Below are 21,494 nucleotides of genomic sequence, written 5' to 3'. Positions count from 1 at the left end.
ACATCGGGGGTTTTCCGCCGGGATTCCGACGGTATCGGAAATGGCCCGCACCGGCCGTTGGAACCGATTCGTGACCGGGTCGTTTATCCGGCCGAGTAACGCTGAATCGGTCACGCTGGAGCTACTGGCGAGTAGATAGCGGTCGGTTCCACTCCGGACCCGCCGCGGTCCACAACGGACGGACCGGGGCCGCCGCCGGGGGCCGCCGGTCGTCGTCCGAACGGGCGAGCGCGCTGCTCGGGGCGGGATCGGGGGCGGCTGGGGCTGCCGGTCCGTGCCCGCCTCGTTACGCTCCGCCTGGGGTCACCGGCCCGCGGGTCGGGTGCGCCACAGCGGTGTCAACGATTGGGTCACGGCGAGGTGACCTGATCCCACCCGTGGGCAGCCTGGCGTATACGGTTCCGCGAACATTCGGCCCGTGCCACGGCCACAGCCTGCGGTGCGGTCCACATCCGGAGGGAGATGAGCCTTGCGTCGAATGCGAGGTACTCGACTGGCGGCGGCGGCGCTCGCGCTCGGCATGGGGCTGACCGCGTGCGGCGGCGGGTCGGACAGCGGCAGCCAGCCCGGCGGCGCCAGCACCGGCTCGGGCGCCGGGTCGATCAAGGTCGGCATGGCCTACGACATCGGCGGCCGCGGCGACCAGTCCTTCAACGACTCCGCCGCGCGCGGCCTGGACAAGGCCAAGGCGGAGTTCGGGATCGACGTCAAGGAGCTGGAGGCCACCGCGGGCGAGACCGACGCCCAGAAGGAGGACCGGCTCCGCCAGCTCGCCGAGGGCGGCTACAACACCATCATCGCCGTCGGCTACGTCTACGCGCAGCCGCTGGCCAAGGTCGCGCCGGACTTCCCGGACATCAAGTTCGCGCTGGTCGACAGCGAGGACGCCAAGGCCAACAACATCGAGAACATCACCTTCGCCGAGGAGCAGGGCTCGTTCCTGGTCGGCGTGGCCGCGGCGCTGAAGTCCACGACCAACAAGGTCGGCTTCGTCGGCGGCGTGAACACCCCGCTCATCCAGAAGTTCGAGGTCGGCTTCACCGCGGGCGTCAAGGCCGCCAAGCCCGACGCCGAGGTGCAGGTCAAGTACCTGACCGAGCCGCCGGACTTCACCGGCTTCAGCGACCCGGCCAAGGGCGAGACCGCCGCCAACGGCATGTTCGACGCCGGTGTGGACATCGTCTACGCCGCGGCGGGCGGCTCCGGCAGCGGCGTGTTCAAGGCCGCCAAGGCCAAGGGCAAGCTGGGCATCGGCGTCGACTCCGACCAGTACAACCAGCCCGCGCTCGCCGACGTCAAGGACATCATCCTGACCTCGATGGTGAAGAACGTCGACACCGCGGTGTACGACTTCACCAAGGCGGCCAAGGACGGCAAGTTCACCGCGGGCACCAAGCTCTACGACCTCAAGGCGGGCGGCGTCGGCTACGCCACCAGCGGCGGCAAGATCGACGACATCAAGGCCCAGCTCGACTCCTACCAGCAGAAGATCACCTCGGGCGAGATCAAGGTCTCCTCGACGAAGTAGGGCGCCCGGTCGGGTGCGCGGCGGACGGGCCCGGGCGGTTGTGCCCGGGTCCGTCCGCCGTTTGCGGGCCCGTCCCAGGTCCCCCCAGTCCAGCGGAAGAGGAACCCCTCGTGGCAACCGAGCCAGCAGGCGGCGAACCCGCCCCGGCGGTCGAGCTGTTCGGGATCACCAAGCGCTTCCCCGGCGTCGTGGCCAACTCCGACGTCAACATCACCGTCCGCGCGGGCACCGTGCACGCCCTGGTGGGCGAGAACGGCGCGGGCAAGTCCACCCTGATGAAGATCCTCTACGGCATGCAGCAGCCGGACGAGGGCCACATCACCGTCGACGGGCGGCCCACCGCCTTCCACTCCCCGGCCGACGCGATCCGCGCCGGGATCGGCATGGTGCACCAGCACTTCATGCTGGCCGACAACCTCACCGTGCTGGAGAACGTGGTGCTCGGCGACGAGCCGGGCGGGCTGCGCCTGGACGCCCGCGCCGCCCGCCGCCGCATCGCCGAGATCTCCGACGCCTACGGCCTGGGCATCGAGCCGGACCGGCTGGTCGACGAGCTCGGCGTCGGCGCCCGCCAGCGGGTCGAGATCCTCAAGGTCCTCTACCGCGGCGCGCGCACCCTCATCCTCGACGAGCCCACCGCCGTGCTGGTCCCGCAGGAGGTCGACGAGCTGTTCGGCAACCTGCGCGAGCTCAAGTCCGAGGGCCTGACCATCCTGTTCATCTCGCACAAGCTCGACGAGGTGCTCTCGGTCGCCGACGACATCACCGTCATGCGCCGCGGCACCACCGTCGCCAGCGTGTCCCCCCGCGACGTCACCTCCCGGCAGCTGGCCGAGCTGATGGTCGGCAGCTCGCTGCCGGTCCCGGAGCTGCGCGAGTCCACCGTCACCGACGTGCCCGTGCTCACCGTCACCGGCCTGTCGGTCGACGGCGACGACGGCCGCCGCGTCCTCGACGACATCTCCTTCACCATCCACGCGGGCGAGGTCCTGGGCATCGCGGGCGTGGAGGGCAACGGCCAAGCCGAGCTGGTCGAGGCGCTGATGGGCATCCGCCAGCCCAGCGGCGGGCGCATCGAGCTCTCCGGCGCCGACATCACCCACACCTCCACCCGGCACCGCCGCGAGGCGGGCGTGGGCTACATCCCCGAGGACCGCCACCGCCAGGGCGTGCTGCTCGACGCCTCGCTCTGGGAGAACCGGGTGCTCGGCCACCAGACCCGCAGGCCCAGCAGCTCCGGCGCGCTCATCGACATCCGCGGCGCCAAGGCCGACACCGAGCGCATCGTCCGCGACTACGACGTGCGCACCCCCGGCATCGGCGTGCACGCCTCCGCCCTGTCCGGCGGCAACCAGCAGAAGCTGATCGTCGGCCGGGAGATGAGCGGCGACCCCGTGCTGCTCATCGCCTCGCACCCCACCCGCGGCGTCGACGTCGGCGCGCAGGCCGCCATCTGGGAGCACATCCGCCGGGCCCGCGCCGAGCACCTGGCGGTGCTGCTCATCTCCGCCGACCTCGACGAGCTGATCGGCATGTCCGACGCGCTGTCGGTGATCCTGCGCGGCAGGTTCGTCGCCGACCACGACCCGGCCACCGTCACCCCGGAGCAGCTGGGCTCCGCGATGACCGGCGCCGAGCAGGAGGAGGCCCGATGAGCCGGATCAACCCGCGCGCGGTGCTGCTGGGGCTGGCCGCCCCGGTCGGCGCCCTGCTGTTCGCGGCGGCGTTCTGCGCGGTTGTGCTGGCCGTCACCGGGCACTCCGCCGGGGACGCCGTGGACGCCATGGTGGCCGCCTCGCAGCGCCCGCGCACCTTCGTCAACTCGATCAACAGCGCCGTGCAGTACTACCTGGCCGCGGTCGCGGTGGCGATCGGCTTCCGGATGAAGCTGTTCAACATCGGCGTCGACGGCCAGTACCGGCTCGCCGCCATGCTCTCCGCCGCCCTCGCGGGCGCCAGCTTCATGGAGGGCCTGCCCTCGGTGCTGCGGGTGGCCATGACCATCGCCGCCGCCATGCTGGTCGGCGCCGCCTGGTCGGGCTTCGCCGCGCTGCTCAAGGTCACCCGCGGCGTCAGCGAGGTGATCTCGACGATCATGCTCAACTCGATCGCCACGTTCCTGGTGTCCTACCTGCTCAACCCCGACCGGCTCGCGCTGGAGAACCCGGGCAGCAACAACGTCAGCACCCCGCCCATCGGCGTCGGCGGCCAGGTGCCCGGCATCCCGGTCGCCGGCTCCTCCTCCGACCTGTTCGGCCTGCTCTTCCTGGCCGCGGCCGTGGGCGTCGTGTACTGGTTCGTGCTCTCGCGCACCCGCTTCGGCTTCGAGCTCAAGGCCACCGGCCTGTCGGAGTCCGCGGCGGTGGCCAGCGGCGTCAGCGTCAAGCGGATGGTCGTGTGGTCGATGCTGCTCTCCGGGGCGGTCGCGGGCCTGGTCGGCATGCCGCAGCTGCTCGGGTCCAGCTACTCCTACTCGCTGGACTTCCCCACCGGCATCGGCTTCATCGGCATCGCCGTGGCCCTGCTCGGGCGCAACAACCCGGTCGGCATGGCGCTGGCCGCGCTGCTGTGGGGCTTCCTCAACAACACCTCGAACTCGCTGGACATCAGCAACATCCCGCGCGAGATCATCGGCATCATGCAGGGCATCATCGTCCTGTCGGTGGTCATCGCCTACGAACTCGTCCGCCGCTACCGCGTCCGCGCCGAGCAGCGCGACGTCGGCCGCGCCCTCGGCCGCACCAAGGCGGCCACCGCCGAGGAGGTGTCCGCGTGACCGCCGGACTGATCGCGGGCGTGCAGACCGCCCCGCCGCCACCGCAGCGCCGCGGCAAGCGCCCGGCCTGGTTGTACGCCGCGATCGCGCTCGCCGCGCTGCTCGTCGTCTCCGCCGTGCGCACCCTCGCCGGGGCCACGGACCTCACCTCCGGCGGCACCGTCCAGGCCGCGCTCACCGCCGCCGTGCCGCTGGCCATGGCCGCCCTCGCGGGCATGTGGTCCGAGCGCGCGGGCGTCACCAACATCGGCCTTGAGGGCATGATGGTGCTCGGCACCTTCGGCGCCGGGTACGCGGGCTACCAGTGGGGTCCGTGGGCGGGCGTGGTGTTCGGCCTGCTGCTCGGCGTCATCGGCGGCGTGCTGCACGCGGTGGCCACGGTGACCTTCGGCGTCGACCACATCATCTCCGGCGTGGCGATCAACCTGCTCGCCCCCGGCGCCGCCCTGTTCCTGTCCAAGCTGTACTTCACCCGCGCCCCCGGCGGCGGCCAGAAGCAGTCGCCCCCGCTCTCCGACGTCACCCGGATCACCATCCCCGGGCTGTCGGACGGGCTGGGCACCGTGGAGGCCAAGCACTGGTTCTTCGTCTCCGACGTCGCGGGCCTGCTGCGCGGCCTGGTGACCCAGGTGTCGCTGCTGACCGTGCTGGCCGTGCTGCTGGTCGCGGGCTCGGCGTGGGTGCTCTGGCGCACCCCGTTCGGCCTGCGCCTGCGCTCCTGCGGCGAGGCCCCCATCGCCGCGGAGTCCCTGGGCGTCAACGTCTACAAGTACAAGTACCTGGCCGTCATCGCCTCCGGCGCGTTCTCCGGCCTGGGCGGGGCGTTCCTGGCCATCAGCTCCGGGCAGTTCCGCGACGGGCAGACCGGCGGCCGCGGCTTCATCGGCCTCGCCGCGATGATCTTCGGCAACTGGCGGCCCGGCGGCCTGGCCACCGGCGCCACCCTGTTCGGCTACACCGACGCGCTGGCCCTGCGCGGCTCCGCGGCCGTGCACGCCCTGCTCCTGCTGCTGGGCATCGCCCTGCTCGTCGTGGCGGTCATGCAGTACCGCAGGGGCGCCCGCGTGCTCGCCTCCGTCGCCGCCGTCCTGGGCGCACTGTTCGCCCTGTGGTACTTCCTGTCCGACCAGGTCCCCACCGAGCTGGTCGGCGCGGCCCCCTACGTGGTCACCCTCCTGGTCCTCGGCCTGGCCGCCCAGCGGCTGCGCGTGCCCAAGGCCGTCGGCGAGCCCTACCGCCGGGGCCAGGGCAAGTGACCGTCGACTGGGACGCGCTGCGCGCCGCAGCGGTGTCGGCCGCCGCCCTCGCCTACTGCCCCTACTCGGGGTTGCGGGTGGGGGCGGCGGCCGTCGTCTCCGACGGCCGCCTCATCACCGGCTGCAACGTCGAGAACGCCTCCTACGGCGTCGGCCTCTGCGCCGAGTGCGCCCTGGCGGGCCAGCTGGCCCTCACCGGCGGCGGCCGCCTCGTCGCCTTCGCCTGCCGCAGCGGCACCGGGGAACTCCTGATGCCCTGCGGCCGGTGCAGGCAGGTCCTCTACGAGCTCGGCGGGCCGGAGTGCCTGGTGGACACCCCGCGGGGCATCCTGCCGATGTCCGAAGTGCTCCCCGACGCCTTCGGCCCCTCCCAGCTGCCCTGAGCACACCCCAGGCGCTGAGCCCCGACCGCGGCCGCGCGGCGCTACCGTGGCGGGTGAGGAAAGGGGTGCCGATGTTCAGCGCTGTCGACGTCATCCGGGCCAAGCGGGACGGGGCGCGGCTCACCGACGAGCAGGTCGACTGGGTCGTCGACGCCTACACCCGCGGCGCCGTGGCCGACGAGCAGATGGCGGCGCTGGCCATGGCGATCCTGCTCAACGGGATGACCACGGCCGAGACGGTGCGCTGGACCGAGGCCATGGTCGCCTCCGGCGAGGTCCTGGACCTGCGGGTCGACCGGCCCACCGTGGACAAGCACTCCACCGGCGGCGTCGGGGACAAGATCACGCTGCCGCTGGCCCCGCTGGTCGCCGCCTGCGGCGCGGCGGTGCCGCAGCTGTCGGGGCGCGGGCTCGGGCACACCGGCGGCACCCTGGACAAGCTGGAGTCGATCCCCGGCTGGCGGGCCCGGCTGACCACCGACGAGATCACCCGCCAGCTCGCCGACGTCGGCGCGGTCGTGTGCGCGGCCACCGAGGGGCTCGCGCCCGCCGACCGCAAGCTCTACGCCCTGCGCGACGTGACCGGGACCGTGGAGTCCATCCCCCTGATCGCCAGCTCCATCATGAGCAAGAAGATCGCCGAGGGCGCCTCCGCCCTGGTGCTCGACGTCAAGGTCGGGTCCGGGGCGTTCATGAAGACCGCGGCGGACGCCCGCGCGCTGGCCGAGGCGATGGTGGGCATCGGCTCGGCGCGCGGGGTGCGGGTGTCCGCGCTGCTCACGGACATGTCGGTGCCGCTGGGCCGCGCGGTGGGCAACGCGGTGGAGGTGGCCGAGTCCGTCGAGGTGCTGCGCGGCGGCGGACCGCCCGACGTCGTCGAGCTGACGGTGGCGCTGGCGCGGGAGATGCTGTCCCTCGCCGGGTTGTCCGATGTGGACCCTGCTGCCGTGCTGGCCTCCGGCGCGGCGTACGAGGTGTGGGCCCGGATGATCCGCGCTCAGGGTGGTGACCCGGATGCCGCCCTGCCGGAGCCCCGGCACGTGCACGTGGTCCCGGCACCCGCCACCGGTGTCCTCACCGGACTGGACGCCCTGGGCGTCGGCGTGGCCGCGTGGCGGCTGGGGGCTGGGCGGGCGCGCAAGGAGGACTCCGTGCAGGCCGCCGCCGGGGTGCTGTGCCTGGCCAAGCCCGGTGACCGCGTGGTCGCCGGGGAGCCGTTGCTGGAGCTGCACACGGACACCGCGGAGGCTGTCGAGGGGGCGTTGGCGGCGTTGGAGGGGGCGGTCGAGGTGGGCGACTCGGCTGCCGCTCGCGGGTCGCTCGTGCTGGACGTGGTTCGAGCGGGGTGACCCGGGTTCGGTTGGGTTCGGGGGCTTGCGTGGTGGGCCCGGTTGGGTTCGGGGGCTTGGGTGGGTGGCCCGGTTGGGTGGGCACCTTCTTCAAGGGCGTCATCGAGGAAACCAAAGCCGGTGGGGCGCATCTGCTGCTGCGATCGGTCATTCCCGCCGCGTTCTCGTGGCGCGCTGGCGCGGGGGTAACCCGGGCAAGGGGACCCCTGTTTTCAACGCTACCGGCGGGGGGCGACGGAACTCGACCCCCGCGCAACAGCTGTGGACAACGCGGCGGGCTGTGGACAACCGCTCGGGGCGGGACAGCAGGAGGCCCCCGCTCCGCTGGTGCGGTGCGGGGGCCTCCGGTGCTGCTGTCAGGCGCCTGCGGCGATGTCGTTGTCCTCGGCGTCGTCGCGCTTGTCGGCGGGCTTGACGCCCTTGCCGTTGGTGCGGCGGCGGGTGGTGCCCTGGCGGGGGAGGGTGGTGGGCGGGGGCGGGGTGGGCTGGGCGCCGCCGAGCATGAGCTCGGCGAAGGTGGCCATGGCCTCGTCGAGGTGGCCGCCGATGCGGCGGACGGACTCGTCGTTGCTGCGGCGGACCAGGGTCTCCACCGAGTCGGCGTCGGGGCGGTGGGACAGGGTGCCCTCGACCTTGGTCAGTGCCTGCTCCAGGGTGCCGCCGAGGTCGGACAGGCGGGAGGTGAAGCCGTCCTCGACCGCGTCCAGGCGGGTGGCCATCTCGTCCAGGCGGGCGGTGACCTTCTCCAGGCGCTGGGCCAGCGACTCCAGGCGCTCGCTGGCGTCGACGGTCTCGCGGGTCTCCTGCAGCGCGTCGCGCAGGGCGCCGGTGGCCTCGTCGAGCTTGCCGCTGACGGCCTCGCGGGAGTCGCCCACCGAGGAGGACAGGGTCAGCTTGGCGTCCTCCAGGTTGCCCAGCACCGTGTCCAGCTTGCCGTGCACCGCGTCCGAGGTCTCGGTGAACCGGCCGTGCAGGGCGTTGGTGGAGTCGGTCACCTTGCCGTGCACCGCCTCGACCCGGCCGTGCACCGCGTCGACCTTGCCGGTGACCGCGTCGCCGGACTCGGTGACCGCGCGGGCCAGGGCGTCCTTGGTGCCGTCGAGGTGCTCGTGCACGCCCTCGTCGACCTCGTCGATGCGCCCGCGCAGCGCCGTCTCCAGGATCTCGATGCGCTCGCGCACCGGCCCGTGCACCAGGGCGGGCACCGCCTCGACCCGGCCGTCCTGCTTGTCCAGGTGGTGGTCGAGCTCGTCGATGCGCCGGTGGATGCTGGTGAGCTTGTCCTCCAGGCCGTCCATCCGCCCCGCGACGCCCTCGAACCGGCCCGCCACCCCGTCCAGCCGCCCGTCGAGCTGGGCGAACGGGGTCGCCAGCTTGTCGACGATGCCCTCCACCGCGCGCCCGATCGCGGCGATCGCCGCGTCCTGGGCCTCCAGCTTCGACATGGCCTCGTCCAGGCGCTCGGCCAGCACCCCCACCTCGGTGCGGTCGGGCATCTCCGACAGCCGCTTGCGCACCGACCCGATGGACTCCAGCGGCGAGAGCCGGGCGTGGATCTCGTCCAGGGCGTCGAAGATCTGCTGCTGTTCGCTCTCACGGATCTCGGCCGCGCGCGTGAGCATGTTGCGCATCCGGTCGAACGACACCGTGGGGTTGTTTTCGTTCACGGAGGTGACCTTCGTCCTGGGAGGGGAGGGGGGAGCAGACCTGGTCGAGCCTAACCAGTCCCAGAAGGCGTCCACTACACCACCCGTCGTAGGTTGAGCGGTCCAGACACGCCTGGTTGGACCAATCGGCCGATGTCCCGCCAGCGTTCGCTGGGTGCCCGGCGTACCTTACGTGACGGTCCGACTACTCCAACGGGTGCCCTCCCGGGCGGCGTACTGTACGCGCATGTCGACCGCCGCCGCCCCGGTGACCCCGGCAGCCCTGCTGCGCGTGCCCAAGGTCCTGCTGCACGACCACCTCGACGGCGGTCTGCGCCCCGCCACGGTCGTCGAGCTCGCCGCCGCGCGCGGGCACGCCCTGCCGACCACCGACCCGGACGCGCTCGGCGCGTGGTTCCGCGAGTCCGCCGACTCCGGCTCCCTGGAGCGCTACCTGGAGACCTTCGCCCACACCCTGGCGGTGATGCAGGACGAGGCGGCGCTGGCCAGGGTCGCCGCCGAGTGCGCCGAGGACCTCGCCGCCGACGGCGTCGTCTACGCCGAGGTCCGCTACGCCCCGGAGCTGTTCACCGAGCGCGGCCTCGACCTCGACGCGGTCGTGGCCACCGTGCAGGCCGGGTTCGCCGAGGGCGTGCGCCGGGCCGCCGCCGCGGGCCGCTCGATCCGCATCGGCACCCTGCTGTGCGCGATGCGCCAGAACGACCGCGCGCTGGAGGTCGCGGAGCTGGTGGTGCGCCACCGCGGCGAGGGCGTGGTCGGCTTCGACATCGCCGGCCCCGAGGCGGGCTACCCGCCCAGCCGCTACCTGCCCGCCTTCGCCCTGCTGCGCGGGGCCAACGCGCACTACACGATCCACGCGGGCGAGGCGTTCGGGCTGCCGTCGATCCAGGAGGCCATCCAGCACTGCGGCACCGAGCGGCTCGGCCACGGCGTGCGCATCGCCGACGACATCGAGGTCGGCGCGGACGGCCGCGCCCGGCTGGGCACCCTGGCCGCCTACGTGCGCGACCGGCGCATCCCGCTGGAGCTGTGCCCGTCGTCGAACCTGCAGACCGGGGCGGCGGCCTCGATCGCCGAGCACCCGTTCGGGCTGCTGGCCGAGCAGCGCTTCCGGGTCACGGTGAACACCGACAACCGGCTCATGTCCGCCTGCTCGATGACCTCGGAGATGCAGGCGCTCGTCGACGCGTTCGGCTACGGGTGGGACGACCTGCGGCGGTTCACGGTGAACGCGATGGAGTCGGCGTTCATCGGGTGGGACGAGCGGCTGGAGCTCATCGAGAAGGTGATCGAGCCCGGGTACGCGGCCGCCGCCGCGGGCTGAGCGCCCCAGGACGGCGAACAGCCCCGGCCCTGCTCGGGACCGGGGCTGTTCGCGGGTGGGTCTAGCGGACCGTCAGCCGGTTCTCGAAGGTCTGCACCAGCTGGTTCCACGCCTCGGACTCGGCGTCGAAGGGCGGGCTGGGCGCCATCCGGGTGGGGTCCGGCGCGAGGATGAAGCTGACCAGCCAGCCCAGGCTCTCGGACTGGTTGAGCGCCTCGCCCACCGAGTCGTCCTCGGCCCAGTCGGCGGCGTCGGTGAGCAGTTCCACGGCCAGGTCGAGCTGGACGGGGTCGACGGCGTCCACGCCCTCGGCCAAGTCCTCGCCCAGGCCCTCCAGGACGTAGGTGTTGTCGGTGTCGACCTCGATGTCCAGCGAGCCGTCGGTGGCCTTGGTGGCCACCTCCTCCCAGGTGGAGACCTCGGCCAGGTCGTTGTCGGCCAAGTCCTCGGTGGCCAGGTACTTGCCCAGGCCGCGGGCGGACCGCGCCACGTCGATCTTGCCGTCTGTGCCCAGGAACACCGGCTCGTCGTCGAGGTAGCAGCGCAGGGTGTAGTAGTCCTGGCCGCCGACGATGATCTTGATGGGGTCGATGCCGACCTCGCCCCAGAAGCCCACCGGGGCCTCCTCGGCGTCGTCGTCCTCGTCGCCGGTCGCCTCGGCGTCCTCGGTGTCGGCGTCCTCGGCCTCGGCCGCCTCGGTCTCGGCCTGGAACGCGGCCAGCTCCTCGGAGCTGGTGGCCAGCGCGGCGGCGTCCACCTCCGGCACGGCCACGACCGCGTCCAGGGCGTCGAGGACCTCGTCCCAGCGCTCGGAGATCGTCTCGGCCAGGTCGGTCCACAGCCGCTCGCCGTCGCGGCCGGTGAACGGGAAGGTGCCCTGGTCGAGCACGGCGAACCCGGCGGCGGCGTCGAGGACCTCGTGCACCTCCTCCAGCTCGCACACGTCGGCCAGCGAGCGCACGATGGCCACGATGTCGGCCAGCTCGCCCACCGTCCAGGTGTCCGGCTCCTCCGCCACCAGCTCCGGCACCCCGACCAGGTCGTACTGGTGGGCGTCGTCGGGCATCAGCTCGGCCACCGACAGCGCGGGCACCAGGTGCCAGGCCGGGTGGTCGGACAGGTCGTGCTCCCCGGCGGTCCGCACGAACGCCGCCAGGTGCGCGGCGTCCGGGAAGGCGTAGAGGTCGTCCTCGTGCCCGAGGAAGGCCTCCCACTCCTCGCCGTCCTCGCGCCAGCGCGGTGCCCACAGCGTGACCACGTCACCCTGCGGCAATCCCAGCTCGATCGGGACGATGTCCTGGGCCATCAGAGGTCCTCCTGGTCGCACAGCCATCCGCCTGCGTGCCCGCGAGCGCACGCCGGTCGGCAGCCTACGGGGTCGCGATCACCGCGCCACAGGCACCGGTCAGATCTCAGCGACATCTCAGGGCGTGCGGGGGCGCTGACGTGCTGCGGAGCGGGGCGTCAGGGCGCTGCGGGGGGCATCGGGCTTCGCCCGATTGCCGGGGCTTCGCCCGCTGGCTCGATGCGGTGGTTGTGCTTGGTCGGGGCCCCTACGGCGATCATGTGCTGTCGGGCGGGGAAAAGGCGGGCTGAAAAGACGCCCGCCCGTCCCGTTGGGTAGCACATGATCGCCTCCCCCGACCAAGCGCAACCACCCCATCGAGCACCTGGGTAGCCGGGCCGCCTGCTGCGAGGGGGTTGGGCTGGGGAAAGACTTTGGGGTGGGGTGCTGGTGGGGTGGTCTCAGCGGTCGGAGCGGAGGGTGGCGGGGTCGAAGGCGAGGGGGTCGTCGGGGTCCCAGTCGTCCGGGGGGTGGGGGGCGTGGCCGCGGGTGGAGGGGGTGCCGTCGGCGCGGCGGAGGCGGGCTTCGCGGCGGGCCATGAACTCCTCGGCGGTGATGCCGGGGCGGTCCTGGCGGGCGGGGGCGGGGCGGCCGGAGAGGAGTTCGACGGCGTGGGTGAGGGTGTCGCCGAGGAGGGGGGCGAGGCGGTTGTAGGCCTGCTGGGTGGCCTGGGCCTGGGCCGCCTCGGCCACCATGACGATGAGCCTGCCCAGGGTGTCCGCGCCCCAGCGGACGGCGTCCTGGCGCAGCCACAGGTCGATGAGCCTGCCGCGGCCGTCGACGGTGACGCGGACGGACTGGTGGTTGTCGGTGGCGGTGCCGCGGGCCTCGGCCAGGATGCCCTCGACGCCGAGCAGGGCCTGCTGGCGGGCCAGGCCGTCGGCGATGAGCTGGGCGGTGCTGCGCTCGACGGGGTCGCGGCCGGTCACGGGCCGGTCCTGCGGGTGCGCGGGCCCAGAGGGCTGTCGTAGGTCTCGTCCTCGTCGTCGTCGAGGGGCTGGTAGCCCAGGGAGGCCAGGTGCCGCTCGCCCTCCGGGCCCAGCACCGGGGCCAGGGTGGCGTGCATGGTGGCGCCCGCGCGGCGGGTGGCCAGGCCCGCCAGGTGGGTGATCTGGGCGGCCAGCGCCTCGGCGCCCGCGCGCAGCGCCGCGGGGGTCAGCGCGACCTCCGACAGCATGCCGCCGGGGCGCACGGTCACCGTGACCCCGCCGTCCGGGCTGCTCGCCTGGCCGGTGACCGGGCCCGCGACCCGGCCGGCGGCGTCGTCGGCGGTGCGCTCGACCTTGGCCGCGACCGCGTCCAGCTCGCGGTCGACATCGATCTCGGAACCCACGGCGGCCCCCTCAGCCGGTCGGGCGGTAGAAGCCGACGAACGGCATGCCCGAGTTGGTGGTGCGCAGCGGCCCGACCTGCACCGGGTCGCCCGCCTCGACGATCTGCCCGTTGCCGATGTACATGGCCACGTGGCCCTCCCAGCACACCAGGTCGCCGGGCAGCAGCTGGTCGGCGCTGGGCACCTCGGCGCCGATGTCCTGCTCGCGGGAGGTGCGCGGGATCTCCAGGCCGCCCTCGCCGTAGGCGTACTGGGTCAGCCCCGAGCAGTCCAGGCCGAGGCCCGGGGACGTGCCGCCCCAGACGTAGGGGACGCCGAGCTGGCCGAGCGCTGCGCGCACGGCCCTGGCCGCGGTCTCGTTCGGCGCCATCACCGTGCTGCCGTCGGGCAGGTTCACCGCCACACCGGTGCCCGGCTGCGGCGGGATCGCCACCGGCAGGCGGCGCTTGGTGACCGTGCCCCCGCCACCACCGCCCCCGCCGCTGTAGCCGCCCCCACCGCCGCCACCCCCACCACCGCCGCCGGACTGGCGGTCGTTGTAGGCGGCGGGGGGCGGTGGCGCGGTCGCGGTGGCCGACTGGGCCGATGTCGACCCGCCGGTGCCCCCGTTGACCTGGTCGACGACCGCGCGCAGCTTGGTCATCACGTCCTGCAGGTTCGTGGACGTGTCGCCGGTCAGCTGCGCGGCGTAGGTGGTCAGCTCGGTGAGCTTCTGCTGCGCGCCCGCGGTGTCGCCCGCCTGGCGCAGCGCCGCCGCGGTCCGCAGCAGCTCGGCGGCCTTGCGGTGGAACGCGTCGAGCTGGTCCTGGTTGACCTTCTGGCCCACCTTCAGGATCTCCGACGCCTGCTGCACGGCCTGCTGCACCTGGGTGCTGTAGGTGCTCAGCTCGGCGCCGGTGGCCTGCTGGGCGGCCACGTCCTGCTGGTGGCGCACCGCGCCCTGCCCGGTCCACCCCTCGCGCAGGCCCGCCGCGCGGGTCGTGGCGTCCTCCCCGACGGCGGTCAGCGTGCTGGCGTACCCGGCGTGCGCGCGGCCCACCTGGTCGATGGCGTCGTCGTCGGTGGCCAGGTGCCGCTGGGCGGTGGCCGCGGGCTGGACCAGCGGTTCGAGCAGCTGGTGCACGGGGGTGCTCACACCTCACCCGCCGCCCGGCGCAGGGCCTGGCCCGCGTCCTGCTCGGTGCCGACGATGTTGGTCCAGGTGTTGCGCACGGCCTGCGCGGTGCCGTCGAGCGAGTTCGCCAGCTCGCGCACGCCCCGGTGCTGGCGCAGCCCGGCCGCGCGCAGCGCCCCGGCCAGCCCCACCTCGCTGCCGATCTTGGAGAAGGCGTGCTCGCCGAAGTCGGCGCCGCCGTGCTGGTCGGCTGTGCTGTGCAGGCGCTCGGCCAGCGGCCGCACGGCGGCGGTGTAGGCCGCGAAAGCCTCCTCGTCGCCGTGGTAGCCGCCGACGTCCGACCGCCCCGGCGGCGGTCCCGGTGGTGTGCCGGGTGTGCTCATGGTCGTCCCCCTGATCCTCGCTCCACGAGTGTGACGCCCCCCGGCGCCCCGTGGCTCCCGTTCCGCCCGTTTTCGCCCCTCAAGCGCCCATCGGGTGCCACACCGTCTTCGTCTCCAGCACCGCCCGCAGCCGGGCGGTGCCCGGGTGCGCGGTCCAGTCGGTGCCCGTCGGCCGCAGCACCCGCTTCACCGTGCCCGCCGCCGCCTCCTCCAGCGCCGCCCGCTCCTCCGGCGCCGCGCCGGTGAGGTCGAGGGCGTTGACGTCGGCGTGCGCGGCCAGCCACGGCGCCAGCTCCCCGGTGAACCCGGTCAGCAGGTTCACCACCCCGCCGGGCACGTCGGAGGTGGCCAGCACCTCCGAGAGGGTGATCGCGGGCAGCGGCCTGCGCGCGCTGCTGACCACCACCGCGGTCGACCCGGTGGCCAGCACCGGCGCCAGCACGCTGACCAGCCCCAGCAGCGAGGAGTCCTGCGGGGCCAGCACGCCCACCACCCCGGTCGGCTCCGGCACCGAGAAGGAGAAGTACGGCCCCGCCACCGGGTTCGCCGACCCCAGCACGGTGGCCAGCTTGTCGGTCCAGCCCGCGTACCAGACCCACCGGTCCACGGCCGCGTCCACCAGCGCCTGGGCCTTCTTCTCCGCGACGCCCTCGCAGGCGGCCACCTCGGCGGTGAACTGGTCGCGGCGGCCCTCCAGCACCTCCGCGACCCGGTAGAGCACCTGGCCGCGGTTGTAGGCGGTGGCGCCCGACCACTTCCCGAAGGCCTTGCGCGCGGCGCCGACGGCCTCGCGCAGGTCCTTGCGGGAGGCGTGCGCGGCGTTGGCCAGGAACCGGCCCTTGGCGTCGGTCACCTGGTACGTGCGCCCCGACTCCGAGCGGGGGAACGCCCCGCCCAGGTAGAGCTTGTAGGTCTTGGCGACGGAGATGCGGTCAGACATCGAGGTAGGCCTCCAGCCCCGCGCGGCCGCCCTCGCGGCCGAACCCGGACTCCTGGTAGCCGCCGAAGGGGGCGGTGGGGTCGAAGCGGTTGAACGTGTTGGCCCACACCACGCCCGCGCGCAGCTGGTCGGCCATCCACAGGATGCGGCTGCCCTTCTCGGTCCAGATGCCCGCCGACAGCCCGTAGGGGGTGTTGTTCGCCTTGGCCACGGCCTCGTCCGGGGTGCGGAAGGTCAGCACCGACAGCACGGGGCCGAAGATCTCCTCCCGGGCGATGCGCATGGCCTGGCTGACCCCCGCGAACACCGTGGGGGCGAAGAAGAAGCCCTTGTCCGGCAGCGGGCACGGGCTGGTCCAGCGCTCGGCGCCCTCGGCCTCCCCGGAGGCCACCAGCTCCTGGATCTTGGTCAGCTGCTCGCGGGAGTTGATCGCGCCCACGTCGGTGTTCTTGTCCAGCGGGTCGCCCACGCGCAGCGTCGCCACCCGCTTGTGCAGCTTGTCCAGCAGCTCCTCGGCCACCGACTCCTGCACCAGCAGCCGCGACCCCGCGCAGCACACGTGGCCCTGGTTGAAGAAGATGCCGTTGACGATGCCCTCGACGGCCTGGTCGAGCGGGGCGTCGTCGAAGACCACGTTGGCGGCCTTGCCGCCCAGCTCCAGGGTCAGCTTCTTGCCGCTGCCCGCCAGCCCCCGCTGGATCGACTTGCCGACCTCGGTCGAGCCGGTGAAGGCCACCTTGCGCACCCCGGGGTGCCCGACCACCGCGGCGCCGACGTCCCCGGCGCCGGGCAGCACGTTCACCACGCCCGGCGGCAGCTCGGCCTGCTGGATGATCTCCGCGAGCACCAGCGCGGTGAGCGGGGTCGTCTCGGCGGGCTTGAGCACCACGGTGTTGCCGCAGGCCAGCGCGGGCGCGATCTTCCAGGCGGCCATCAGCAGCGGGAAGTTCCACGGGATCACCTGCCCGGCGACGCCCAGCGGTCGCGGGTCCGGGCCGAAGCCCGCGTACTCCAGCTTGTCGGCCCACCCCGCGTGGTAGAAGAAGTGCGCCGAGGCCGTCGGCACGTCGACGTCGCGCGCCTCCTTGATCGGCTTGCCGTTGTCCAGCGACTCCAGCACCGCCAGCTCGCGCGCCCGCTCGGCGATCACCCGCGCGATCCGGAACACGTACTTGGCGCGCTCGGTGCCGGGCATGCGCCCCCACACCTTCTCCTGCGCCCGCTGCGCCGCCTTGACCGCGCGGTCGACGTCGGCCTGGTTCGCGGTGGAGACCTCGGCCAGGACCTCCTCGGTCGCCGGGTTCACCGACTTCAGCGGCTCACCGCCGCCCTCGACGAACTCGCCGTCGACGAACATCCGGTAGCTGGGCTTGAGGTTGGCGATGTCCCGCGACTCGGGCGCGGGTGCGTACTCCCAGGTCATCGTCTAGTCCACCGTCACGTAGTCGGGACCGCTGTAGTGGCCGCTGAGCTGGGTGCGGCGCTGCATCAGCAGGTCGTTGAGCAGGCTGGAGGCGCCGAAGCGGAACAGGCGCGGGTCCAGCCACCGCTCGCCCGCCACCTCGCGCACGGCCACCAGGTACCGCACGGCGTCCTTGGTCGTGCGGATCCCGCCCGCGGGCTTGACCCCGCGCAGCTCCCCGGTCGCGGCGTGCCAGTCGTGCACCGCCTGGAGCATCACGTGCGTCACCGGCAGCGTCGCCGCGGGCGAGACCTTGCCGGTGGAGGTCTTGATGAAGTCGCCACCGGCCAGCAGCGCCAGCCACGACGCCCGCCGCGCGTTGTCGTAGGTGGCCAGCTCCCCGGTCTCCAGGATGACCTTGAGGTGCGCGTCCCCGCAGGCGGCCTTGACCTGCCGGATCTCGTCGAACACCTGCCCGTACCGCCCGGACAGGAACGCCCCCCGGTCGATCACCATATCGATCTCGGTGGCCCCCTGCTCCACGGCGAACGCGGTGTCCTCCAGCTTCACCTTCAGCGACGACCGCCCCGACGGGAACGCGGTCGCGACGCTGGCGACCCCGATCCCGCTGCCCGCGAGCTGGTCGACGGCCGTGGCCACCATGTCCGGGTACACGCAGATGGCCGCCACCGACGGCACCCCGGGCACCTCCGGGTCCGGCCGCCTGCCCTTCGCGCACAGCGACCGCACCTTCCCCGCGGTATCGGCCCCCTCCAGCGTGGTCAGGTCCACCATCGAGATGGCCGTGTCGATCGCCCAGAGCTTGCTGGCCTTCTTGATGCTCCGCGTCGCCAACCCGGCCGCCCGCTGCTCCACCCCCACGGCGTCCACCCCGGGCAACCCGTGCAGGAACCGCCGCAGCGAGGTCTCATCCCTGGTCGCGTCCGCGAACGCGGGTGGTGACCCGCCGCCCGGGGCTGTCGACGTGTGCGCCTGTGCCATGCCGCCGAGTCTAGGACCTGCACCGGCCCCTCCGGCCTGTCCCGGTCCAGGCCTGTGGACAGGTCCGGCCCTGTGGATGGTTCCCCCTGCCCACCCGCCCCTTGCGGGAGAATGGAAATGGGGGATCCCTGGGCCCTGTGGATGGTTTTCCCGCGCGCGCCGCCAGTGCGGGAGAATGGAAATCGGGGGTCCCCCGGGGCCTGTGGATGGACGCTGGCGCGAGGCCGGGTTCTCTGGTAACCGGGGGCGTCCAGGGCGTGTTCCCGAGAGTGGCGGCGTCAGATCGCGTGCCGGGTTGCCCCGGGCGGGACAGGCGCCCGTGGTGCCAGGTGGGGTCGCCGGGTTGGGGAGCGGGTTGCGGAACGCGGCCTAGGAGCCGGACGAGACGGTGTAGCGGTCGATGCGGGCGACGGTGGCGGGTTGCTGGGCGCGTTCGGGGCCGCGGCCCTCGCGGAGGATGGAGCGCCACTTCGCCGGGTCGTACTGGGCGGGTTCGGTGGTGGCGATGAAGTCGAGGAGGGTGGCCAGGAAGCGCTGCGGTTCGGTGTGGTGGGGGAAGTGGCCGGAGTCGTCGAAGACCTCCAGCCTGCTGCCGGGCATGGCGGCGTGGGCGAGCTGGGCGTGGGCGGCGGGGATGATGCGGTCCCTGGCGCCCCACAGCAGCAGGGTGGGGATGCCGCGGGTCAGGTAGCAGCGGTCGAGCATCGTCACCACCTGGCCGCGGACGTCGACCACCGAGCGCAGGGTGCGCAGGAAGGCCGTGCGGGCCGACGGGTCGCGCAGGCCCGCGTAGCGCTCCAGGGCGTAGTCGAGGTCGGGGCCGAAGTCCAGGCCCGCGACCGGCGGCAGCCAGGGGGCGATCCTGGCGACCAGGGACCGGACGGGTGCCGAGGCGATGACGGGCATCGCGAGCTCCGCGCCGGGCATGGCCGCCAGGCGCAGCGCCGGGTGCACCTCCCGGCTGACGCCGCCGCTGCTGACGAGCACCAGGCGCTCGCAGCGGTCGGGGAACTGGTAGGCGAACTGCATGGCCACCCCGCCGCCGAGCGAGTGGCCGACGACGGTGACCCGGTCGACGTCGAGCACGCTGAGCAGGTCGCGCATGCCGCAGGCGTAGGCGGCGGCCGCGTAGTCGGCGCGCGGCTTGTCCGACTTGCCGTGGCCGAGCAGGTCGGGGGCGATGACGGTGTGCGTCCTGGCGAGGTCGGACAGCACCCGCAGCCAGGTCCCGGAGTTGTCGCTGATGCCGTGCACCAGCAGCACCGCGGGCCCCGAACCGGCCATCCGGAACGCCCTGCGGTAGCCGTGCACGGTGCGGAACCGCAGGCCGACGTGGTCCAGGTCGGTGGCACCGGTGCGCGACCGGGGCACCACGCTGACGCCTTCGCTCATGCGCCCATTGGGCGCCACCGGTGTTGTGCGGCCGTCACCGCCGCGTTGCGGCTGGGTCAACCCCCACGGCGTCCACAGTGGAGTCGGTGAGCTGCGGCAGCAGCAGGTCGACCCGGATGCCGTCACGGGTGCTGCGGGTCAACGCCGAACAGGTGACCTCCACCCCGGTGGCGAGCAGCCTGCGCAGCGACTGCGCGTAGCGCAGGCTCATCGCGTAGGTGAGCTGCCCGACCCGCCTGCCGCCCAGCTGCACCTCGATCGCCTCCTCGCCCCGGTACCGGCCGGAGTCGATCCGGCAGAACCCCAGGCAGGCGATCACCTCGCGGGTCTGCTGGCCGGGGAACGGCGCGTAGTCGACCAGCGCGTCCTGGTGCTCGTCCTCGCGGGTGACCCCGCACGTGCGCTCGTTCCACAGCAGCACCCGCAGGTTCGAGCCCTCGGCCACCACCGGGTCGCGCGCGCCGGTGAACACCTCGATCTCGCGCGGCGGCGCGAGCAGCAGGTACACCCCGTACGGGTTGCCACCGCCCCCGGTGATCCGCGCCGGGCACGTGCCCAGCTGCCCCCGGTCGCCCACCCGCGCCAGCGCGGGCCGGTACTCCAGGCCGATCTCGCGGGGCAGCGCCCCCACCGTGCGGACGGCGCCGTCGACCAGCACGTCCACCCGCACCCCGTGCCTGCTGGCCGGGTCGGGCACCAGCGCGGCGGTGGCGGGCAGGTGCCGGTCGAGGTCGGCGCCCGCCGCCCGGCCGTGCGCGGCGGCGGTCAGCTCGGCCTGGTGGGCGCCGGACCCCAGCACGGGCACCCGGCCGCAGTCGGGCAGCGGCAGCAGGTCGTCCGGCGGTGGCAGCGCGGGCGCGGGCGCCGTCGCGGCGCGCTTGCGGGGGAACAGCCGCATGGGCGGGCACCTCCGGGCGGGGGACGACGGGGTTGTCCCCGTATCGGAGGTCACCCGCCCGGCGTAACAACCCCTCGGTCGTCAAGAGACGGAGTTCACTCCGCGATCCGCCCGCGCTTGCGCGCGTGCTTGACCTCCACCCCGCCCATGAGCGCGAACCCGGTGATCCGCACGACCGGCGCCCCGGGCGGCCCGACCTGGCTGGTCACCCGGCCGCCGAAGCCACCCATGAAGCCGGACCCGGTGACGTGCACGGTGATGTCCTCGGGCACGAACACCTCGACCCCGCCCATCAGCGCGAACGCCTGGATGGTGGTCTCCGCGGCCTCGAACCTCGCCTGCGACAGGTCCAGCTGCACCCCGCCCATCACCGCGACCGCGTTGAACGTCGGCGGCACCACCCACACGCCCTTGCGCTCGGCGCCGGACATCACCGCGATGGCGCTCGACGAGGTGCCCCGCCCGCCGACCCGGTCCGGGTTCGCGGGCACGGCGGCGCGGGCGGCGGCGGGCTGCGGCGCGCGCGGCTGGGTGGGCACCGGCACCAGGTCCTGACCGGGCAGGTCGCGCAGCAGCGGGGTCAGGTCGCCGTAGGTCTTGGCGGCGTAGACCAGGTCCAGCCGCTCCTCCATCTCGGCGACGGTCAGCCTGCCCTCGGCCATCGCGTCGTGCAGCACCTTGGCGAACCGCTCCCGGTCGGCGTCGGAGGCGCGCATCTGGTCGGGACCCGGGACGCTCGGCTGCTCGCTCACGCGCACGAGGGTAGCGCCACCGGGCGCCGCGCCACGGCGACTCGGGCAGTCCGACCGGCTAGGGTTCGCGGCCATGGACGTCCTCGCCGTCGACCACCCGCTCGCCAAGGCGCGCCTGACCGTCATGCGCGACGCCCGCACCGACCCGGCCACCTTCCGGGCGGCGCTGCAGGAGCTGACCGTCATGCTCATCTACGAGGCCATGCGCGGCGCCGAGGTCCGCACCGAGCGCATCCACACCCCGGTCGCGCGCACCGACGGCCACTGGCTGGCCAACCCGCCGCTGCTCGTCCCCGTCCTGCGCGCGGGCCTGGGCATGGCCGACCAGGCCCACAAGCTCATCCCCGACGCCCAGATGGGCTTCGTCGGCCTCGCCCGCGACGAGCGCACCCTGCAGCCGACCCCCTACATGGAGTCCCTGCCCCCGGACCTGTCCGGCCGGCCCGTCTTCGTCCTCGACCCCATGCTCGCCACCGGCGGCTCGATGGTCTACACCATCAAGCTCCTGGTCGACCGCGGCGCCACCGACGTCACCGCCGTCTGCGTCCTGGCCTCCCCCGAGGGCATCGCCCACCTGCGCGACGCCGACCTCCCGGTCCGCCTCGTCACCGCCAGCGTCGACGAGCGCCTCAACGACTCCGGCTACATCG

General features: G+C 73.5%; 20 protein-coding genes. 8 read left to right on the top strand and 12 right to left on the bottom strand.

Annotation, left to right across the window (positions count from 1 at the left end; genetic code table 11):
- Positions 1-478: 478 nt before the first annotated feature.
- The 6 genes from BJP25_RS23585 (at position 479) to BJP25_RS23560 (ending at position 7,292) form a co-directional block, all read left to right on the top strand.
- On the top strand, positions 479-1,528 hold the full coding sequence (locus tag BJP25_RS23585; RefSeq protein WP_198943592.1) for a BMP family lipoprotein: 1,050 nt from the start codon (positions 479-481) through the stop codon (positions 1,526-1,528).
- Between the two features lie 110 nt (positions 1,529-1,638).
- Positions 1,639-3,183 (top strand): ABC transporter ATP-binding protein, encoded by a 1,545-nt coding sequence (locus tag BJP25_RS23580; protein WP_075977188.1) that lies wholly within the window; start codon positions 1,639-1,641, stop codon positions 3,181-3,183.
- Positions 3,180-4,304, top strand: coding sequence for an ABC transporter permease (locus tag BJP25_RS23575; RefSeq protein ID WP_075977187.1), 1,125 nt, complete (start codon positions 3,180-3,182; stop codon positions 4,302-4,304). The genes BJP25_RS23580 and BJP25_RS23575 overlap by 4 nt, the downstream gene beginning before the upstream one ends.
- Positions 4,301-5,560, top strand: a complete 1,260-nt coding sequence (locus tag BJP25_RS23570; protein WP_075977186.1) for an ABC transporter permease — start codon at positions 4,301-4,303, stop codon at positions 5,558-5,560. Before BJP25_RS23575 ends, BJP25_RS23570 begins: the two co-directional genes overlap by 4 nt.
- Entirely contained in the window at positions 5,557-5,943 is a 387-nt protein-coding gene (locus tag BJP25_RS23565) for a cytidine deaminase (protein WP_075977185.1), read from the top strand. Before BJP25_RS23570 ends, BJP25_RS23565 begins: the two co-directional genes overlap by 4 nt.
- A gap of 65 nt (positions 5,944-6,008) precedes the next feature.
- Positions 6,009-7,292 carry a thymidine phosphorylase gene (locus BJP25_RS23560; RefSeq protein ID WP_143219272.1) on the top strand — a complete coding sequence of 428 codons (1,284 nt, stop codon included), beginning with the start codon at positions 6,009-6,011 and terminating at the stop codon, positions 7,290-7,292.
- 356 nt (positions 7,293-7,648) lie between these two features.
- Here BJP25_RS23560 and BJP25_RS23555 read toward each other — a convergent pair whose 3' ends face one another.
- Positions 7,649-8,923 (bottom strand): hypothetical protein, encoded by a 1,275-nt coding sequence (locus tag BJP25_RS23555; protein ID WP_408607213.1) that lies wholly within the window; start codon positions 8,921-8,923, stop codon positions 7,649-7,651.
- 262 nt (positions 8,924-9,185) lie between these two features.
- Here BJP25_RS23555 and BJP25_RS23550 point away from each other — a divergent pair, with 262 nt between their 5' ends.
- Positions 9,186-10,283 carry an adenosine deaminase gene (locus BJP25_RS23550; RefSeq protein ID WP_075977183.1) on the top strand — a complete coding sequence of 366 codons (1,098 nt, stop codon included), beginning with the start codon at positions 9,186-9,188 and terminating at the stop codon, positions 10,281-10,283.
- Positions 10,284-10,344: 61 nt separating this feature from the next.
- Here the strand turns inward: BJP25_RS23550 and BJP25_RS23545 are convergent, their stop codons facing one another.
- From BJP25_RS23545 to BJP25_RS23495, 11 genes are all read right to left on the bottom strand, one after another.
- Positions 10,345-11,589 carry a primosomal protein gene (locus BJP25_RS23545; RefSeq protein WP_075977182.1) on the bottom strand — a complete coding sequence of 415 codons (1,245 nt, stop codon included), beginning with the start codon at positions 11,587-11,589 and terminating at the stop codon, positions 10,345-10,347.
- A gap of 440 nt (positions 11,590-12,029) precedes the next feature.
- Complete coding sequence (locus BJP25_RS23540; protein ID WP_075977181.1) at positions 12,030-12,557, bottom strand: YbaB/EbfC family nucleoid-associated protein; 528 nt, start codon at positions 12,555-12,557, stop codon at positions 12,030-12,032.
- A complete protein-coding gene (locus tag BJP25_RS23535; RefSeq protein WP_075977180.1) occupies positions 12,554-12,961 on the bottom strand; it encodes a hypothetical protein in 408 nt (135 codons plus the stop codon). Before BJP25_RS23535 ends, BJP25_RS23540 begins: the two co-directional genes overlap by 4 nt.
- 10 nt (positions 12,962-12,971) lie before the next feature.
- Positions 12,972-14,096, bottom strand: a complete 1,125-nt coding sequence (locus tag BJP25_RS36330; protein WP_269844573.1) for a C40 family peptidase — start codon at positions 14,094-14,096, stop codon at positions 12,972-12,974.
- Positions 14,093-14,458 (bottom strand): hypothetical protein, encoded by a 366-nt coding sequence (locus tag BJP25_RS23525; RefSeq protein WP_075977179.1) that lies wholly within the window; start codon positions 14,456-14,458, stop codon positions 14,093-14,095. Before BJP25_RS23525 ends, BJP25_RS36330 begins: the two co-directional genes overlap by 4 nt.
- A gap of 79 nt (positions 14,459-14,537) precedes the next feature.
- Positions 14,538-15,398 (bottom strand): aldehyde dehydrogenase family protein, encoded by an 861-nt coding sequence (locus tag BJP25_RS23520; protein WP_075977178.1) that lies wholly within the window; start codon positions 15,396-15,398, stop codon positions 14,538-14,540.
- A complete protein-coding gene (locus BJP25_RS23515) occupies positions 15,391-16,821 on the bottom strand; it encodes an aldehyde dehydrogenase family protein (protein ID WP_075977177.1) in 1,431 nt (476 codons plus the stop codon). The genes BJP25_RS23520 and BJP25_RS23515 overlap by 8 nt, the downstream gene beginning before the upstream one ends.
- 3 nt (positions 16,822-16,824) lie before the next feature.
- Positions 16,825-17,802 carry a deoxyribose-phosphate aldolase gene (gene deoC / locus BJP25_RS23510; RefSeq protein ID WP_075977176.1) on the bottom strand — a complete coding sequence of 326 codons (978 nt, stop codon included), beginning with the start codon at positions 17,800-17,802 and terminating at the stop codon, positions 16,825-16,827.
- A 369-nt stretch (positions 17,803-18,171) separates the two neighbouring features.
- Positions 18,172-19,086, bottom strand: a complete 915-nt coding sequence (locus BJP25_RS23505) for an alpha/beta fold hydrolase (protein WP_233158267.1) — start codon at positions 19,084-19,086, stop codon at positions 18,172-18,174.
- Positions 19,087-19,228: 142 nt separating this feature from the next.
- The gene (locus BJP25_RS23500) at positions 19,229-20,092 is read right to left on the bottom strand and encodes a hypothetical protein (RefSeq protein WP_075977175.1); all 864 of its coding nucleotides are present in this window, start codon (positions 20,090-20,092) and stop codon (positions 19,229-19,231) included.
- A gap of 95 nt (positions 20,093-20,187) precedes the next feature.
- Entirely contained in the window at positions 20,188-20,844 is a 657-nt protein-coding gene (locus tag BJP25_RS23495; RefSeq protein WP_075977780.1) for a DUF1707 SHOCT-like domain-containing protein, read from the bottom strand.
- Positions 20,845-20,917: 73 nt separating this feature from the next.
- On the opposite strand from BJP25_RS23495, the gene upp reads away from it, so the two are divergent.
- Positions 20,918-21,494 (top strand): uracil phosphoribosyltransferase (gene upp / locus BJP25_RS23490; protein ID WP_075977174.1); only part of this gene is annotated, 577 nt, incomplete at its 3' end.

Origin of the sequence: Actinokineospora bangkokensis (genome assembly GCF_001940455.1) — a bacterium.
In the GTDB taxonomy this organism is placed as follows: domain Bacteria; phylum Actinomycetota; class Actinomycetes; order Mycobacteriales; family Pseudonocardiaceae; genus Actinokineospora; species Actinokineospora bangkokensis.
The sequence above is the reverse complement of the archived record's forward strand: the minus strand, read 5'-3'. Positions and strand labels throughout refer to the sequence as shown.